The 15,563-nt window shown below is 57.9% G+C and carries 21 protein-coding genes; 14 read left to right on the forward strand and 7 right to left on the reverse strand.

Going from position 1 to position 15,563, the window contains the following annotated elements:
* The first annotated feature begins 93 nt into the window (after positions 1-93).
* Positions 94-510, forward strand: a complete 417-nt coding sequence (locus AC1P02_RS17125) for a MerR family transcriptional regulator (protein WP_005311283.1) — start codon at positions 94-96, stop codon at positions 508-510.
* Between the two features lie 48 nt (positions 511-558).
* On the opposite strand, the gene AC1P02_RS17130 is transcribed toward AC1P02_RS17125, so the two are convergent.
* Entirely contained in the window at positions 559-1,797 is a 1,239-nt protein-coding gene (locus AC1P02_RS17130; protein WP_005311281.1) for a dicarboxylate/amino acid:cation symporter, read from the reverse strand.
* A 269-nt stretch (positions 1,798-2,066) separates the two neighbouring features.
* Between AC1P02_RS17130 and ppnP the strand changes: the two genes are divergently transcribed.
* From ppnP to AC1P02_RS17145, 3 genes are all read left to right on the forward strand, one after another.
* On the forward strand, positions 2,067-2,351 hold the full coding sequence (gene ppnP / locus AC1P02_RS17135) for a pyrimidine/purine nucleoside phosphorylase (RefSeq protein WP_005311279.1): 285 nt from the start codon (positions 2,067-2,069) through the stop codon (positions 2,349-2,351).
* A gap of 212 nt (positions 2,352-2,563) precedes the next feature.
* Entirely contained in the window at positions 2,564-3,946 is a 1,383-nt protein-coding gene (locus AC1P02_RS17140) for an L-serine ammonia-lyase (protein WP_485182740.1), read from the forward strand.
* 286 nt (positions 3,947-4,232) lie between these two features.
* Positions 4,233-5,603 (forward strand): L-serine ammonia-lyase, encoded by a 1,371-nt coding sequence (locus tag AC1P02_RS17145; RefSeq protein WP_005311275.1) that lies wholly within the window; start codon positions 4,233-4,235, stop codon positions 5,601-5,603.
* A gap of 169 nt (positions 5,604-5,772) precedes the next feature.
* Here the strand turns inward: AC1P02_RS17145 and AC1P02_RS17150 are convergent, their stop codons facing one another.
* Positions 5,773-6,732: a lytic murein transglycosylase gene (locus AC1P02_RS17150; RefSeq protein ID WP_485182741.1), complete on the reverse strand. Its 960-nt coding sequence runs from the start codon at positions 6,730-6,732 to the stop codon at positions 5,773-5,775.
* Positions 6,732-7,010, reverse strand: a complete 279-nt coding sequence (locus AC1P02_RS17155; RefSeq protein ID WP_059167725.1) for a YcgL domain-containing protein — start codon at positions 7,008-7,010, stop codon at positions 6,732-6,734. The genes AC1P02_RS17150 and AC1P02_RS17155 overlap by 1 nt, the downstream gene beginning before the upstream one ends.
* A 106-nt stretch (positions 7,011-7,116) precedes the next feature.
* Here AC1P02_RS17155 and minC point away from each other — a divergent pair, with 106 nt between their 5' ends.
* The 5 genes from minC to mtgA all read left to right on the forward strand — a co-directional run bounded on the left by minC (position 7,117) and on the right by mtgA (position 10,211).
* Positions 7,117-7,833 carry a septum site-determining protein MinC gene (gene minC / locus AC1P02_RS17160; protein ID WP_485182742.1) on the forward strand — a complete coding sequence of 239 codons (717 nt, stop codon included), beginning with the start codon at positions 7,117-7,119 and terminating at the stop codon, positions 7,831-7,833.
* An 18-nt stretch (positions 7,834-7,851) separates the two neighbouring features.
* Entirely contained in the window at positions 7,852-8,664 is an 813-nt protein-coding gene (gene minD / locus AC1P02_RS17165) for a septum site-determining protein MinD (RefSeq protein WP_005311266.1), read from the forward strand.
* A gap of 2 nt (positions 8,665-8,666) precedes the next feature.
* On the forward strand, positions 8,667-8,933 hold the full coding sequence (gene minE / locus AC1P02_RS17170; RefSeq protein ID WP_005311265.1) for a cell division topological specificity factor MinE: 267 nt from the start codon (positions 8,667-8,669) through the stop codon (positions 8,931-8,933).
* A 196-nt stretch (positions 8,934-9,129) separates the two neighbouring features.
* Positions 9,130-9,456, forward strand: coding sequence for an HI1450 family dsDNA-mimic protein (locus AC1P02_RS17175; RefSeq protein ID WP_005311263.1), 327 nt, complete (start codon positions 9,130-9,132; stop codon positions 9,454-9,456).
* Entirely contained in the window at positions 9,441-10,211 is a 771-nt protein-coding gene (mtgA, locus tag AC1P02_RS17180) for a monofunctional biosynthetic peptidoglycan transglycosylase (protein WP_192896124.1), read from the forward strand. Before AC1P02_RS17175 ends, mtgA begins: the two co-directional genes overlap by 16 nt.
* A 65-nt stretch (positions 10,212-10,276) precedes the next feature.
* Here mtgA and AC1P02_RS17185 read toward each other — a convergent pair whose 3' ends face one another.
* Positions 10,277-10,417, reverse strand: a complete 141-nt coding sequence (locus AC1P02_RS17185) for a hypothetical protein (RefSeq protein ID WP_162829730.1) — start codon at positions 10,415-10,417, stop codon at positions 10,277-10,279.
* A gap of 142 nt (positions 10,418-10,559) precedes the next feature.
* Between AC1P02_RS17185 and AC1P02_RS17190 the strand changes: the two genes are divergently transcribed.
* Entirely contained in the window at positions 10,560-10,883 is a 324-nt protein-coding gene (locus AC1P02_RS17190) for an HI1450 family dsDNA-mimic protein (RefSeq protein WP_005311259.1), read from the forward strand.
* Between the two features lie 44 nt (positions 10,884-10,927).
* Here the strand turns inward: AC1P02_RS17190 and AC1P02_RS17195 are convergent, their stop codons facing one another.
* Positions 10,928-11,239, reverse strand: a complete 312-nt coding sequence (locus tag AC1P02_RS17195) for a DUF1289 domain-containing protein (protein WP_021139268.1) — start codon at positions 11,237-11,239, stop codon at positions 10,928-10,930.
* Positions 11,240-12,118, reverse strand: coding sequence for a CvfB family protein (locus AC1P02_RS17200; protein WP_306637975.1), 879 nt, complete (start codon positions 12,116-12,118; stop codon positions 11,240-11,242).
* A gap of 212 nt (positions 12,119-12,330) precedes the next feature.
* Here AC1P02_RS17200 and AC1P02_RS17205 point away from each other — a divergent pair, with 212 nt between their 5' ends.
* From AC1P02_RS17205 to AC1P02_RS17220, 4 genes are all read left to right on the forward strand, one after another.
* Complete coding sequence (locus tag AC1P02_RS17205) at positions 12,331-13,545, forward strand: UPF0149 family protein (RefSeq protein WP_099993349.1); 1,215 nt, start codon at positions 12,331-12,333, stop codon at positions 13,543-13,545.
* Positions 13,546-13,715: 170 nt separating this feature from the next.
* Positions 13,716-14,186: a MarR family winged helix-turn-helix transcriptional regulator gene (locus tag AC1P02_RS17210; protein WP_005311250.1), complete on the forward strand. Its 471-nt coding sequence runs from the start codon at positions 13,716-13,718 to the stop codon at positions 14,184-14,186.
* On the forward strand, positions 14,183-14,371 hold the full coding sequence (locus AC1P02_RS17215; protein WP_058393964.1) for a DUF4250 domain-containing protein: 189 nt from the start codon (positions 14,183-14,185) through the stop codon (positions 14,369-14,371). Before AC1P02_RS17210 ends, AC1P02_RS17215 begins: the two co-directional genes overlap by 4 nt.
* A 163-nt stretch (positions 14,372-14,534) precedes the next feature.
* Positions 14,535-14,714: a hypothetical protein gene (locus AC1P02_RS17220; RefSeq protein ID WP_005311246.1), complete on the forward strand. Its 180-nt coding sequence runs from the start codon at positions 14,535-14,537 to the stop codon at positions 14,712-14,714.
* A 121-nt stretch (positions 14,715-14,835) separates the two neighbouring features.
* Here the strand turns inward: AC1P02_RS17220 and AC1P02_RS17225 are convergent, their stop codons facing one another.
* On the reverse strand, positions 14,836-15,423 hold the full coding sequence (locus AC1P02_RS17225) for an FMN-dependent NADH-azoreductase (protein WP_485182743.1): 588 nt from the start codon (positions 15,421-15,423) through the stop codon (positions 14,836-14,838).
* Between the last annotated feature and the right edge of the window lie 140 nt (positions 15,424-15,563).

The raw sequence follows: 15,563 nt of genomic DNA on the forward strand, positions 1-15,563 counted from the left end.
GCTCCCGCTGCTGGAACAAGACTTGCGGGGCAGTTGACGTTTGGGTAAGGTGCCAGCCTGCATTGACAACAAAATGACAGTCAAGATAGCGCCATGAACCGAACCAAGGATGACTCACGGACCTACAGCATCAGTGAACTGGCCCGTGAATTTGATGTTACGACCCGAAGTATTCGTTTTTATGAAGATCAGGGACTGTTGAATCCTGCCCGCCAGGGACAGACACGGATTTACAGCAAGCAGGACAGAGTTCGCCTCAAACTGACCCTGCGCGGCAAGCGTCTGGGCTTCAGCCTGGCGGATATCCGGGATCTGTTTGATCTCTATGATGCAGACAAGAGCAGCCGTACCCAGCTGCAAACCATGCTGGGACTGGTGGCCGACAAGCGGGAAACGCTGCAACAGCAGCTGGAAGACATCAAGATGGTGTTGCTGGAGCTCGACGCCGCCGAGCAGCGCTGCCAGCAGGCGCTGGCCCAGTTGCAGCGAAACACGGGTGAGACACCATAAAGAAAGGGGCCGGCAGGCCCCTTTGTCATTGACTCGTTTGTGTACCTGTTATTTTGACCAGCGATCCGGATCGTAATCCGGGCTATAACGGTCGACGATAACGGCGCAGGCCGCATCCCCTGTGATATTCAACGCGGTACGGATCATGTCGAACAGACGATCCAGTGCGAACAACAGCGGCAGCCCCTCGATGGGGATGCCGGCAGCCAGCAACACAGCCACCACCAGGAAGCTCGGGCCAGGCACACCGGCCTGACCAATCGCCCCCAAGGTAGACGTCACTATGATGGCAGCCCAGGCACCCATGGAGAGATCTATGTTGTAAACCTGAGCGAAGAAGATGGCGACCAGACCGTAATAGATGGCATTGCCACTCATATTGATGGTGGCACCGAGCGGCAGCACAAAGGAAGCCGTGGCGTTGGTCACCTTCAGATCGTGTTCGCACGTTTCCATGTTGACCGGCAGAGTCGCCATGGAAGAGGCGGTGGAGAAGGCCACGATCTGCGGCTTCTTCATGGCGGAGAAGTACTTGCGTACCGGTGTGTTGGAGAACAGTACGATGAGCAGCGGGTAGACCACGAATCCGAAGATCAGGATGGCAGCAACATAGACCACGAACAACTTGAGCACCAGAGTCAGCACGTCAAAGCCGTAAGTCCCTATGGCCTCGGCCATCAGGCCGAACACACCGAGCGGTGCAATCAGCATCACCTTGTTGATCATCCAGACGAAGGCGTCCACCAGGGTGTTGAGCCCGTCAACCAGCGGTTTGGCTCGCTCGCGTGGCTGCTTGGCCAACGCGATGCCAAGGAACATGCAGAACACCAGGATCTGCAGTATGTTGGCTTCGTTCAATGACTGGAAGACGTTGGTCGGGATCATGCCAAGCAGGGTAGATACCGCATCCGGCAGGGCGCCCTTGTCGGCGTAGTCACCGGTGAACATGGAGGCCATGGAGCCAAATTCGACGCCGACACCCGGTTTGAAGATTTGTCCCATCACCAGCGCCAGCAGCACGGCCAGTGCCGATGTGCCGAGGAAGAAGACCAGAGTGGTGACGCCTATCTTGCCCGCAGCCGGGCTCGCGCCCAGATTGGCCGCCCCCGACAGGATGGCAACTGCCACCAGCGGGATCACCAGCATCTTGATCAGCTGGATAAAGAGGGTACCAAGCGGTGCAAAGATGCTGGCTTGTTCACCCATGAACGCCCCCACCAGTGCGCCCAGCACCATGGCAACCACAACCTGGAAGCCAATGTTCTTAATGAGTCCTTTTGTTAACACAGAATGTTCCTTTATTTAGCAAAAATTCACACTTTCCCAGTGCAATTAACCAGACAGGGGAAAAACACCTGTTTATTCCCCTGAGCGCGCGTTTTATCTCATATTTATCTGCTGTTTTAAATCGACAAATCGTTAACGGAACTTATTGATAACTTTGCGACAAAGTGAAGATTCAAAAGGAACATGACGATTTTTCTGGCTTTATTCATGACAACTGGCAAAACATTGTGCTATTTTTGCTGGGCAAACGTGCATACAGGGATGAAAACATGCTGAAAGTTAACGAATATTTTGACGGAAATGTAAAATCCATCGGTTTCGAGCAAAAAGGTGACAAAGCGACGGTTGGTGTGATGGAAGCCGGTGACTACCAGTTCAATACCGCCGCCCCCGAGCGGATGACTGTGGTCAAGGGTGCTCTCACCATACAGCTGGCCGATGAGGACGAATGGCACACCTACAGTCAGGGCCAATCCTTCGAGGTGGCCGGCCACTCCTCTTTCAAGCTGGAAGTGAAAACGCCCACCGCCTATCTGTGCGAGTTCCTCGACTGAGTGACTGAACGCAGATGATTGACTGAACAGTGCAAAGGAGCGGGCCCGGGTCTCGCTCCTTCTCTTTGATGTCAGTGCGCTCATTCCAACCTTCTTTGCCCGCTGCCAGCCACTCATTTGTATGCCGCCATCACACGCCTCAGCTTCCCCGCTTTCCATCGACTACAAAAAATTTACAATGTTTAGACGAAACCCATAATCGGAGTGGTGTCATGATCAGTGTCTTCGACCTGTTTTCCATCGGGATCGGCCCTTCTTCTTCCCATACGGTGGGGCCGATGCGGGCCTCTTACGCCTTTGTTAACGCGCTCAAGCAGCAGGGTCTGCTGCCCGGCACAGAACGGGTGGAAGTAGAGTGCTACGGATCTCTCGGCCAGACCGGCAAGGGTCACGGCACAGGCAAGGCCATCATTCTGGGGTTGGCTGGCTTTGAACCGGAATCGGTGGATATCGAAGCCATTCCCGCCTTCCTGAGCGAAGTGGATCGCAGCCAGTCCTTGCTGCTGGCGGGTGAGCAGCCATGCCAGTTCGCCCGGGTCGGTGCCATCATCTTCAATCGCCGCAAGACCCTGGCCGCTCACTCCAACGGCATGACGCTGCGCGCATTTGCAGGCAAGGCTCTGCTGCTTGAGCAGACCTACTACTCCATCGGCGGTGGCTTCATCATAGAGGAGAGCCATTTTGCCAACGCCAAGGAAGAGGCGGCCCGCTTCGATGCAGCCCACCCCGTCCCCTACCCGTTCGAGAGCGGCGCCCAGCTGCTGGCCCATTGCCAGGAGAGCGGTCTCTCCATCTCGGGTCTGATGCTGGCCAACGAGAAGGTATTTCGGAGCGAAGAGGAAATCAAAGCCGGTCTGCGCAAGATCTGGCAGGCGATGCAGGCTTGTGTCGAACGCGGCTGCCGCAGCGAAGGGGTGTTGCCGGGCGGCCTCAAAGTGAAGCGCCGGGCCCCGGCCCTCCATCGCCAGCTCAACTGCGAGACCAACTTCAACAAGGATCCCCTGATGGTGATCGAGTGGGTGGACTTGTTTGCGCTGGCCGTCAACGAGGAGAACGCCGCCGGTGGCCGTGTGGTCACAGCCCCTACCAACGGCGCCGCCGGCATCATTCCCGCCGTGTTGCACTACTACGATCGCTTTGTGCGCAAGGTGGATGACGAGCTGCTGCTGAGCTACTTCCTCACCGCCGCCGCCATCGGCATCCTATATAAGAAAAACGCCTCGCTGTCGGGAGCCGAAGTGGGCTGTCAGGGAGAAGTGGGCGTTGCCTGCTCCATGGCCGCCGGTGCCCTGACCGAGATCCTGGGCGGCAGCCCCTCCATCGTCGAAAACGCCGCAGAGATCGGCATGGAACACAACCTGGGTCTCACCTGCGATCCGGTGGGAGGGCTGGTGCAGGTGCCCTGCATAGAACGCAATGCCATGGGCGCAGTCAAGGCCATCAATGCCGCCCGCCTCGCCCTGCGTGGCACAGGTGAACACAAGGTGTCGCTGGACAAGGTGATCAAAACCATGTGGGAAACCGGCAACGACATGAAGACCAAGTACAAGGAGACAGCCCGCGGCGGCCTGGCTGTTAACATTACAGAATGTTAAAAACAGCCAATTGACTCCACTTTTTCCCGCAATACCCGGCCTGGCCGGGTATTTTTTTGCAAAACGTTTGCCAAGTGCTTAACAAAATGGATAAGCATCAAAATAAATTTTATACTCGCGCCTCTAATTCAACAAAAATAGATCTATTTCAACTTTTTTTAGGCTTTGAATCGTTACACTAGGGTTATCTGGTTCATTGACCTCGGCGACGACGCCCTCGTCCCATGGATCATCCCGTTTCTGCGAGTGGGCATGGCGCCCCCTTCTATCCTGAGGTAATTGTTACATGATCAGCGTTTTTGATATCTTCAAAATCGGTGTTGGCCCCTCCTCTTCCCACACTGTCGGCCCGATGAAAGCTGCCAAACAGTTCGTGGATGAACTGCGTGCTGGCGGCAAGATCCGTGACATCACCCGGATCCAGGTCGATGTCTATGGCTCGCTCTCCTGGACCGGCAAAGGTCATCACACCGATACCGCTATCATCATGGGTCTGGCGGGCAACCTGCCCGAGAACGTCGACATCGACGGCATCCCCGAATTCATCTCCCGTGTCGAGCAGACCGGCCGCCTGCCGATCGGCCTGCACTGCCACACCGTCAGCTTCCCGCAGGGCGCCATGGTGTTCCATGACGAGGCGCTGCCGCTGCACGAAAACGGCATGAAGCTGACCGCCTTCATCGAAGATGAGGCTATCTACAGCAAGACCTATTACTCCATCGGTGGTGGTTTCATCGTCGACGAAGAGAACTTCGGCAAGGCCGACAGCGGCGACATGTCGGTGAGCTATCCGTTCAAGAGTGCAGCAGAGCTGCTCGCCCACTGCAGCCAGACCGGTCTCTCCATCTCCGCCCTGATGCTGGAAAACGAGAAGTGCTTCAACACCCCGGAAGAGATCTACAAGAAACTTGGCAAGATCTGGACCACCATGCGGGAGGGGATCGAACGCGGCTGCCGTACCGAAGGGATCCTGGCCGGCCCGCTGCGCGTACCCCGTCGTGCCGCCCCGCTCTACCGTCAGCTGACCACCAATGAACATCTCTCCAACGATCCGATGAGCATCGTCGACTGGGTCAACATGTTTGCCTTGGCGGTGAGTGAAGAGAACGCTGCCGGTGGCCGCGTGGTGACCGCGCCGACCAACGGCGCAGCGGGCATCATACCGGCCGTGCTGGCCTACTACGACAAGTTCATCCAGCCGGTCGGCCGTGACGAATACACCCGCTTCTATCTGGCCTCCGCCGCCGTCGGCATGCTCTACAAGATGAACGCCTCCATCTCCGGCGCCGAAGTGGGCTGCCAGGGTGAAGTGGGTGTCTCCTGCTCCATGGCCGCCGCCGGCCTGACCGAACTGATGGGTGGCAGCCCGGAACAGGTGTGTGAAGCCGCCGAGATCGGCATGGAGCACAACCTGGGTCTGACCTGTGATCCTGTGGCCGGTCAGGTGCAAGTCCCCTGCATCGAACGCAACGCCATCGCCGCCATGAAGGCGGTCAACGCCTCCCGCATGGCCCTGCGTCGCACCTCCAAGCCGCGCGTGTCATTGGACAAGGTCATCGAGACCATGTACATCACCGGCAAGGACATGGACTCCAAGTATCGTGAAACCTCCCGTGGTGGTCTGGCCATCAAGGTGATGCAGGTTGCCTGCGAATAAGCAGTGTTTGCCATAAACACAAAAAGGCGGGAATTCCCGCCTTTTTGTTGCCTGTTATTTGGAGACGCCCGCCATCTAGATTACCGCTGCGATTTATTCACTCTGCAATCGCATCCCTTGTTTATCGTATGAAATGCCCAGTCAGAGGAAGTACCAGAATCTGAGCCAGCTACTCCACGATACGATCGGCCAGGGTTCCCACCGCCACCACGAAATAGTGGGAGCGATTCCAGTGGCGCAGTACCAGATAGTTGGGATAAGCCAGATAGGCACGCCCTTCCACATCGTCGGGGCGAACCAGGGAGGCCTGCATATCGGCGCGGGGCAAGGCTGTGCCATCGAGCTGCCTCACACCCAGTGCCTGCCACGCCGATAACGGCCTGGACTGTTCCAGCCCGAGCAAGGCGGGATCCAGCGTCTTGGGCACCTTGACCTGACGGCCCCAGGTTTCATCCCCGTGCCAACCATTCTGATGCAGATAATTGGCTGCCGAACCAAACACATCCGCGAGATTGCCCCACAAATCCTTCTTGCCGTCACCATCCTGATCGACTGCGTATTTGAGGAAGGAAGATGGCATGAACTGCACCTGCCCCATGGCACCGGCCCAGGAGCCCTTGAAGGCCGCAGGGGTCACATGTCCCTGCTCTATGATATGCAGGGCATCAAACAGCTGTCCTTTGAAAAATGCCTCACGTCGACCATCCCAGGCCAGCGTGGCCAGCGAAGAAATGAGCGGGAATTTACCGGTCAATTTACCGAAATTGGTTTCGACGCCCCACAAGGCGACAATAAAGCGCGGTTGTACGTCATATTCTGCCCCTATTTTTGTGAGCAGCGGCAAATGCTGACGATATAGAGCCCTGGCCTGATTGACTTTCCACTGCGGGACCGCACGGGGAATATAAGTGTCCAGCGTCACTTTAAATTCCGGCTGATTTTTATCGTGCTTGATGGCAGGCTCGATGACCCGAATATCGGCAAACGCAGCCGCCACTGTCTCGGCCTTGATACCGGCCGCCAGTGCTTCCTGTTTGAGGCCAATCACGTAACGCTCAAAATCGGGGCTGGCCTGCAACGGAGTACTTAACAGTCCCCCCAGTAATAACAGTGCCAGCTGACCCTTCATCAGCGGCTGACCTTTAATTGTGCCTTGTGCTGTTCCAGCAGATTTTCGGGCGGCGGTGGCACCTGCAGGTAGAAGCCCTGACTGCCGAGCGCCTCCATGACCCGGCTGGTCGAAGCAATCCCAAGGGGCTTGGCTGGATCCAGCTTGGTCATCAATACCAGCTCGGGACGACCAAATGTACTCATCAGCACCTCGGGTACGCGGGAGAAATCCTCTCTTCTTTCAACAAAAAGATAGGTCTCGGCTTTTTTACGACTTTTATAGACTGCACATAACATGGAAGTTGATATAATCCGACGGGTTTATTGCCTCTGATGGTGGCAAACTATAACATCAGGAATTGAATAACAATAACGGATTACCGTCTCTGTCTCGGGGAAGATCATGGTTGAGCGCGATAACGAATTGAAAGGGACTACCTTCACTATTTCTGTGTTGCATATCAGCGATGGCAAGCCTGAGCGGATCCGTCAGTTACTGGCGGCAAAAGTCGCCCAGGCGCCTCAGTTTTTTAATTGTGCCCCCCTCGTCATCAATGTGGAACGACTCGCGGATATCCCCGACTTTGACCAGCTCAAAGGGCTGGTCGAGTCAGAGGACTTCGTACTGGTCGGGATCACGGGCGCCAGGGACGAGGCGATGAAGACGGCAGCCAAGGCCGCGGGGCTGGCGGTAATGGCCTCTGGCAAGAGCCGCAAGGTCGAGTCGCTGCCACTGCCGGAACCCACCCCGTCTCCGGTGGCCGAGGTGAAGGCCGCGCCGGCGCCTCTGGTGCCGAGCAAGGTGCACGTGGGCCCCGTGCGTTCCGGCCAACAGCTCTACGCCGCCGGCACCTCGCTGGTGATACTGGGCTCGGTGAGCCAGGGGGCCGAAGTCATCGCCGACGACAGCATACATATTTATGGCGCCCTGCGTGGCAGGGCCATTGCCGGTGCCAAGGGCAACACCCAGGCACGGATTTATTGCCAGCAATTGCAGGCCGAGCTGCTATCCATCGCAGGCACGTTCCAACTGAGCGATGCACTGCCGGCAGGCCTGATACAACAGCCGGTGCATGTCCGGCTGGATAACGAACAACTCCGAATAGACCATATCAAATAGAGTTACAAGGAAGCGAGAATGGCGCGAATCATAGTCGTTACATCGGGTAAAGGTGGCGTTGGCAAGACCACAACCAGCGCGGCCCTGAGTACAGGTTTGGCTCAGCGTGGCCACAAGACTGTGGTCATCGATTTTGACATCGGTCTGAGAAATCTGGATCTCATCATGGGCTGCGAGCGGCGCGTGGTGTATGACTTCGTCAATGTGATCAACGGTGAGGCCAACCTCAATCAGGCCCTCATCAAGGACAAACGCTGCGAAAATCTGTTCATCCTGCCCGCGTCCCAGACCCGGGACAAGGACGCCCTGACCCATGAAGGGGTCGAGAAGATCCTGGATCAGCTGGCGGAAATGAAGTTTGATTACATCGTCTGCGACTCGCCAGCCGGGATCGAAGCGGGTGCCCTGATGGCGCTCTACTTCGCCGACGAGGCCATCGTCACCACCAACCCGGAAGTCTCTTCCGTGCGTGACTCGGATCGCATCCTTGGCATTCTGGCCTCCAAGTCCCGTCGTGCCGAGCGCGGCGAAGACCCAATCAAGGAACACCTGCTGCTCACCCGCTACTGCCCGACCCGCGTCAACCGTGGCGACATGCTGAGCGTACAGGATGTACAGGATATCCTGGCCATCAAGCTGCTCGGGGTGATCCCGGAGTCCCAGGCTGTGCTGCGCGCCTCCAACTCGGGGGAGCCGGTCATTCTGGACAAGGAGTCCGATGCCGGTCAGGCCTATGAGGATGCCGTTGCCCGCCTGTTGGGCGACACCAAGGATTTTCGTTTTCTGGAAGAAGAAAAGAAGGGCTTCTTTAGCCGACTGTTCGGGAGTTAAACATGTCATTATTGGATTATTTTCGTTCCAACAAGAAACAAAACACCGCACAACTGGCCAAAGAGCGGTTGCAGATCATAGTCGCGCACGAGCGTTCATCCAGAGGGGGGCCGGATTACCTGCCCCAGCTCAAGCAGGACCTGCTGGATGTGATCCGCAAGTATGTGCAGATCGACCCTGACAAGATCACGGTCCAGCTGGACAAGAAGAGTGATGAGCTGTCTGTGCTGGAGCTCAACATCACCTTCGCCGATGACAAAAAGGGATGAGCTGACGCCCCATGCGTGACCCCTTCCCCCAATGAAGACCGGATCCTGTACCAGGGTCCGGTTTTTTATTGCCGCAAACAGGGCGGGCCGCACGCCTGATCTCGCCAAGGAAGAGGGGGCCAGCTAGAATACCGCGCGCCACTGTTCGGCTTCGCCGACGGGGCGTCTCATTTTTATTATCTGGAACGGACGATCTATGTCTTTGAACGATGAAATGCACAGCGTCGAGGAACTGCTCGACACCGCACTCGAACTTTTCATGGAGCTGGCCTCCGACAACTTGCCGGAGCAGGAGATTGCCGTCTTCAACCGGGAGTTCAACAGTCGCGGCCTGCTGGCGGAAACCGATCCGGCCGATGACTGGGAAGCGGACGTGGGATTTGCCGTAAGCGATACCGAGTATGCCGAGATCTGGATCGGGCTTGGTAATGCCGAACAAGAATATGAGCACCTGTTTGCCCGCATGCTGCTCTCCCGCCGTGTTGACGAGAAGTTCTGCCACATCGAATGGTTGCCCCAATAATTCCGGATCCCGATGATCTGCGTCCCCGCTATTATGCCCCCGAGCCGGCACGTCCGGCTCTGGGACGGCGCATGCTGAGCTGGCTCGGCAAGCTGCTGGCGGCAGTCCTGCTCGGCTCCATCGTCTCGGTGGTGCTGCTGCGCTTCATCGATCCCCCCATGTGGACCTGGCGCATCGAACGGGCCCTGTTTCCGCCCGCCAAGATAGCCGTGGTCAAGCATGACTGGGTGCCCATAGATCGTATTTCGCGGGAACTGCAACTGGCGGTGATCGCCGCAGAGGATCAGCGCTTTGCCGACCATAGCGGCTTTGACATGGATGCCATCAGCTCGGCACTCAAGCACAACCAGCGCAGCAAGCGGGTACGTGGCGCCAGCACGCTGAGCCAGCAGACAGCCAAGAATCTCTTCATGTGGAGCGATCGCAGCTTCCTGCGCAAGGGGATCGAGGCCTGGTTTACCCTGCTGATGGAGCTGGGCTGGGACAAATCCCGCATCCTCGAGGTCTATCTCAATATCGTGGAGTTCGGCCCCGGCATCTATGGCGCCGAGGCCGCCGCCAAGCACTATTTTGGCAAATCGGCCGCCCGCTTGACTCGTTACGAGGCTTCTCTGCTGGCTGCCGCCCTGCCCAATCCCTGGCGCTATCGGGTCCAGCCTCCCTCCCCCTATGTTCAGCAACGCTCTGCCTGGATCCGTCGCCAGATGGGTCAACTTGGCCAGGCTACCCTCAACAAGGTATACAAGGACGATTGAGGATCGGGCACAGAAAACATGCCCGGATAGCCGTACATCGCCCCTGAGCGCATCAGCGTCATCGATCAGGGATCGGGGTCAGCAGGCAATGTCTCTGCCGGCGGGCCCAGATGACCGCCCACCGTGCTCTGGTGCAGCGGCAGATAGTGCCACCACCAGGCCTCCCGTCGTCGCTTGATCTGCTGTCGCCGCACTCGTCGCTTCATGACACCCCTCCAGTGGATCCCCCTTCAACCATACCTTCTACCCGCGCCGTTGGACAGGTGGCGGATCGGTATCCGCACCGGTCTGGCCGCCACCGCCAATACTTGCTACAGTAGCGAACCTCGATGTATCTGGAGTGATTTCATGGAACAACGTACCCCGGATCAGCTGGTCGAATGGGCCTATGATCAGTTTCTTGAGCAGGCCGCAGACATGCTGGCCCCCGAACAAATCGTCGACATCACACTGGAGTTCGAACAGCGTGGCGCCGTCGAGGCGACCCTGCCCAATGGAGACTGGTCAACCGAACTCGGTGTACCGGTCGACATGGAGTCCTGGGTCGAGGTGTGGGTTGGCTTGCTGGACCATCAGGATGAGTTTGAGGTGATCTACGCCACCTTCCTGCTGCCCCGCTTTCTTAACGAGCACGATGTCCATGTGCGCTGGCATCGCCAGCAACAGGCATAAAAAAGGCGCCCTCGGCGCCTTTCTCTTTTCTGGTATGCCCCCGCTCAGGGCTGCGCTGCAATGGCCTTGGCCAGACAGCGGCGACACCAGCAGGCGCTGGCCTCGCTCATGGGCAGAGCAGGCAACTGGCTGCACCAGCACTGTGCGATTGTTGCACCAGCCGACACGGCGCAAAATGCCGGCTCGCCACAACCAGGGCACGCATGGGTGCTTTTCGAGCCGTCCAGCTCTGCCATCACGGCCAGCTGGGCGTCGCTCTCCATGGCCGACCAGTGACCAATCTCGGTCAGGGTACGGCCACAGCCGAGGCAGAGCCCGTCCTTGGCCTGACAGTGGCCGATACAGGGACTCGGCACTTACTCGCTGTCCACTGCCGAGTCGGTATCTGTGGCAACCAGGGTGATGCAGTTGTCTTCGATGACGATTTTGCCCTGCTTGTAGAGGCCGCCGATAGCCTTCTTGAAGGTGCCCTTGCTCATGTTGAACTGCTTGTAGATGAGCTCGGGTTCGCTCTTGTCACCGACAGCCAGACTGCCACCCTGCTTCATCAGCCGGGTCAGGATCCGGCCACCGGCATCGTCCATCCGATCCATGCCCGGCTTTTGCAGGGTCAAGTCCAATTTGCCATCGTCACGTACCTGCTTGACCCAGGCGGTCAGCGGTCGACCCGTCATCACCCGGCCAAATACTTCGTTCTTGAACAGCATGCCGGAATATTCACCGTTGACGATGGCCTTGATGCCAAGCGGCGTGTGCTCACCCGGCAGTGCTGTTACCTCGTCACCAGCCTTGAAGGGGGGGTTATCGGTGCGCAGGAACCGCTCCAGCCGGCTGGTGCCTACCATGCGGCCCTCGTTGTCGAGCATCAGATGCACCAGATAGACGTGGCCCACCTGCATCGGCTTGTTCTGCTCACGGGTCGGCACAAACAGATCTTTTTTCATGCCCCAGTCGAGAAAGGCACCGATCTTGTTGGCATTGACCACCTTGAGACCGACTATGTCGCCCACCATGGCAAACGGCTTGTCGGTGGTGATCACAGGCTCACAGTCGGCATCCAGATAGAGGAAGACCTCCACACCGTCACCTTCAGCCACCCCTTCAGGCAGCTGACGCTTGGGCAGCAGCAGCTCGCCATATTCGTCGGCCGCCAGCCAGGCGCCCCTGTCTTCGAGCTCGATTACGGTGAGGGTGTTCATCTTGCCAATCTGTAACATGCTGATCTCTTCTTTCATTATCCGGATGGTCAATTTTTCATTGCCCGTATGGGCGCGCATGTTACCCCAAGAGCGGCAACAGGGCCTAGCCCCTTGCCCAGCTCCCGCATGATTTTCGAGGCCGTTTTCACGGTTTATGGCGATATAATCGTCATTCGGCCGGTGCTTTACTGCAAATACCCCCACTTTTGGGTAGACTGCGCCGCTGTTCAAATCCTGAGGAACTGTCGATGAATCCATCCACTCGTACCCGTCATCTCAATCAATGGATCCAGACCCACAGTGGGCAGGACATGACCTACCCGGCGCTGCACGGTTTTCTGTGCGCCCGTCTGGTGGGGCCGGATGCCCCTGACTGGCAGGCCCCGCTGGCCGGTCTGTTGCCACATGACGCCGAACTGGATGAGAAGAGCGCAGAGGCGCTGCACCATCTGATTGCCGAACTGGAAGCTCAGGCCGACGAGGCCCAGCTGGCCTTGCCAAGCCAGTGCCGCCTCTCTACCGACGGCCCGGAGCAAGTGTTCGAGCAGAGTCACCCCCTCGGCCAGTGGTGCTACGGCTTCAGTCAGGGATTCGCCAGCTGGCCCAAGCCCAAGGATCTGAACGATCCCACCACCCAGTACCGTTTCAGCCTCGCTGCCGAACTCAGTCTGTTTCGCGACAAGCCCATGGCCCAGATGCTGCACGCGGCCGCCGGCAGTGAGCTGCCCTTCATGGAATTTTGCAAACGCCAGCGCCAGAACATGAAGGCGGCGCTCAACCAGCTGCTGCAACTGGATGAGTATCAAGCTGTGCCCGGCACTCAGGCAGCCCTCGATAGCGAGCAGGCCGAACAGTGGCAGCAGTGGTTCGAACTGGCCGATGCCTGCCGCGATCCCCTGGCTCGTCTTGGCTGGTTTGACAAGGTGATTGACGATGCCGAGCCGCTGTTCGATGCCGCTTTCTGGCAGCAGATGGCTGGCCACGGCTGGAGTGCCCACGAGGCACGCCCGCTGCTCGCCGCCAGGGCCGGCAGGGCCGATTGCCTGCTGCGTCTCGGCCAGCTGGAGCAGGCTCGCCAGGAATATCTGGCGCTGCTCGACCTGTGCATCGCCGACGAGTTGGGTTGCCGTTATCCCCTCTCTAGCCTCTATGCCCTGCAAGGGGATTGGGCCGCCCTGCGCGCCTTGCTGGTGCGCTTCGACGAGGCTTCCAGCTGGCTGCTTTACAACAGGGCCTTGATGGCATTTGTCTGTGACGGCCCCGAGGCGGCTCAGCCGCAGCTGGACGCCGCCATCAAGGCCAATGCCCATATTCCGGCCTGTCTGCTGGGCCAGCGCAAGCTGCCCAAACAGGAGCCCCAGAGCTGGCAGGCGGGTAGTCGCGATGAAGCAGCGCTCTACACACTGCAGAGCCGCGAGGCCTGGCTCAAGCACAACGCCTTGATCTGGTTGCGTAAAGGCTGAGCAGCCAGTCGTATAAATCAGCTTCGAACAGACCCGGTTGCGGCGTATGACGTGCGCAACCGCACATTTCTCTGGTGCATGTTCAGACAAACGCCCTTGTGTTACGTATCATCAAGGTCAAAGTATCAAGAGAAACTGCACCCGATGCAGCCGTCACAGCAGGATGTCATATGTCAAAGATCATAGAGCTGCTTGCGCACTACCCCCCCTATCAGCTGGTTCACGCCGCCGAGATGGTGCGCGATACCTTTGAGCAGTTTTACCAGCAGCGTTATCAGCTGACGGTGCCCCAATGGCGCCTCATGATGGTGCTCGGCCCCAACTACCCCATCAGCCAGAAAGAGCTGGTGGAGGCGAGCGGGATGGACAAGGTGCGGATCTCCCGCGAAATCCACCGACTGGTGGAGAAGGGGATACTGTTTACTGAGAGCAGCGAACAGGACAAGCGGGTCAGCCTGGTCTCTCTCACTCATGCCGGGCTCACCTTGTTCCAGCAGCTCAAGACCGAAGCGGGCAGCTGGCAGCATACCCTCACCGATTACCTGCCTGCCGAGGCGCGTCAGTCCATTCGTCTGCACCTGCAAAGTGTCAGCGACGCCATCGAACAACTGCACCTGCTGGATAGCGAGCACAAGTCATGAACCTGAACAATTTCGCCACCATGGATGTCAACATGCTGCTGAGCCTGGTCAATATGCAGTTGCGTGATCGTTTTGATGATCTGGACGATCTCTGCAAGGCGCAGGATCTCGACCAAGAGGCCCTGGTCGCCAGGCTTGCCAGCGGCGATTTCCACTACCTGCCGGATCAGAAACAGTTCAGATAGGGATCCGGATCACAACCCGGCCAACGGCACTGGCCCCGGCGCTAAAAGCTGATATGGTGATGATGACACCGTGGAATGACACTCAGCGACATGTATGGATACATCAAGCTGTCATACACGGCCGTTAGCCTCTGACCCGTGACACGCCAGCCAAGGACGACCCATGATGATCCTGACCCGACAGACCACGCTGATCACCCTCTGCGCCATTCTCATGATCAGTTTGTTTTCCCCCAGCCTGCCTGACAGCGCCGAGCAGTGGCTCAGCACCTTGTTGCTGGGCTCTCTGGTTGCCGTGTGTCTGATGGTGGGCAGCGGCTGTCGTCACTTCATTCAGGATTGACCCGCCCCGACTGGCCACTGTCGTTATACCTACACAGAAACAACAACGCAGCCCAAGGGCTGCGTTGTTTTGTTTGGTATGGCACTGCGCCATGCCGTACCCGCCATGGCCAGTCTCTTGATCAGAGTGCCAGGGTTTCCAGCTGGCCTTTGGCCTGCTCAATGCCTTTGGCTTGCGCATCCGGCCCCATGCCCATGCCTTCGGCGTAGATGAAATCCACGTCCTTGATGCCGATGAAACCCAGCACGGTACGCATGTAGGGGGTCACCAGATCGGTGGCGCTGCCGACGTGCATGCCGCCACGGGGGCTTATCACCAGGGCGCGGGTGTTTTCCACCAGACCGACCGGACCGGTTTCGGTGTAACGGAAGGTCACGCCGGCACGGGCAATCAGGTCAATCCAGTTTTTCAGCTGGGTCGGAATACTGAAGTTGTACATGGGGGCGGCAATCACCACCAAATCGCTTCCTTTGAGTTCGGCGATCAGCTCGTCGGATTGTGCCATGGCTGCCAGCTGACGTTCGTTCAGGTTGTCACCACCGCGCAGACCCGAGGCCAGCTCACCGTCCAGCACCGGCAGGTTCAGGGTCGCCAGATCACGCACCGTGACTGTGTCGGACGGGTGGTCAGCCAGGAAGCCGTCTATCAGGGCGTTTGATTGGGAATATTGGCCCAGGATGCTGGACTTGAGTACGAGGATATTGGCCATGGTGAAACTCCATTTGGTTGTCGGTTGAACAGCTTGGCTGTCGATGGAGGTCACTCTAAACATTGAGCTTCTCTGCGGATAGCGAAAATAGATGCTCAACTTGTTCAAAAATTTTGACCTTAGTTCATTCTATCGCCAAC

Source organism: Aeromonas sp. TS_SC_11 (assembly GCF_057318915.1).

Bases quoted from the DNA above. Each gene is read 5' to 3' on its own strand.
- AC1P02_RS17125 (WP_005311283.1), top strand. From the start codon at position 94: ATGAACCGAACCAAGGATGACTCACGGACCTACAGCATCAGTGAACTG.
- ppnP (WP_005311279.1), top strand. From the start codon at position 2,067: ATGCTGAAAGTTAACGAATATTTTGACGGAAATGTAAAATCCATCGGT.
- AC1P02_RS17140 (WP_485182740.1), top strand. From the start codon at position 2,564: ATGATCAGTGTCTTCGACCTGTTTTCCATCGGGATCGGCCCTTCTTCT.
- AC1P02_RS17145 (WP_005311275.1), top strand. From the start codon at position 4,233: ATGATCAGCGTTTTTGATATCTTCAAAATCGGTGTTGGCCCCTCCTCT.
- AC1P02_RS17150 (WP_485182741.1), bottom strand. From the start codon at position 6,732: ATGAAGGGTCAGCTGGCACTGTTATTACTGGGGGGACTGTTAAGTACT.
- AC1P02_RS17155 (WP_059167725.1), bottom strand. From the start codon at position 7,010: ATGTTATGTGCAGTCTATAAAAGTCGTAAAAAAGCCGAGACCTATCTT.
- minC (WP_485182742.1), top strand. From the start codon at position 7,117: ATGGTTGAGCGCGATAACGAATTGAAAGGGACTACCTTCACTATTTCT.
- minD (WP_005311266.1), top strand. From the start codon at position 7,852: ATGGCGCGAATCATAGTCGTTACATCGGGTAAAGGTGGCGTTGGCAAG.
- minE (WP_005311265.1), top strand. From the start codon at position 8,667: ATGTCATTATTGGATTATTTTCGTTCCAACAAGAAACAAAACACCGCA.
- AC1P02_RS17175 (WP_005311263.1), top strand. From the start codon at position 9,130: ATGTCTTTGAACGATGAAATGCACAGCGTCGAGGAACTGCTCGACACC.
- mtgA (WP_192896124.1), top strand. From the start codon at position 9,441: ATGGTTGCCCCAATAATTCCGGATCCCGATGATCTGCGTCCCCGCTAT.
- AC1P02_RS17185 (WP_162829730.1), bottom strand. From the start codon at position 10,417: ATGAAGCGACGAGTGCGGCGACAGCAGATCAAGCGACGACGGGAGGCC.
- AC1P02_RS17190 (WP_005311259.1), top strand. From the start codon at position 10,560: ATGGAACAACGTACCCCGGATCAGCTGGTCGAATGGGCCTATGATCAG.
- AC1P02_RS17200 (WP_306637975.1), bottom strand. From the start codon at position 12,118: ATGAAAGAAGAGATCAGCATGTTACAGATTGGCAAGATGAACACCCTC.
- AC1P02_RS17205 (WP_099993349.1), top strand. From the start codon at position 12,331: ATGAATCCATCCACTCGTACCCGTCATCTCAATCAATGGATCCAGACC.
- AC1P02_RS17210 (WP_005311250.1), top strand. From the start codon at position 13,716: ATGTCAAAGATCATAGAGCTGCTTGCGCACTACCCCCCCTATCAGCTG.
- AC1P02_RS17215 (WP_058393964.1), top strand. From the start codon at position 14,183: ATGAACCTGAACAATTTCGCCACCATGGATGTCAACATGCTGCTGAGC.
- AC1P02_RS17220 (WP_005311246.1), top strand. From the start codon at position 14,535: ATGATGATCCTGACCCGACAGACCACGCTGATCACCCTCTGCGCCATT.
- AC1P02_RS17225 (WP_485182743.1), bottom strand. From the start codon at position 15,423: ATGGCCAATATCCTCGTACTCAAGTCCAGCATCCTGGGCCAATATTCC.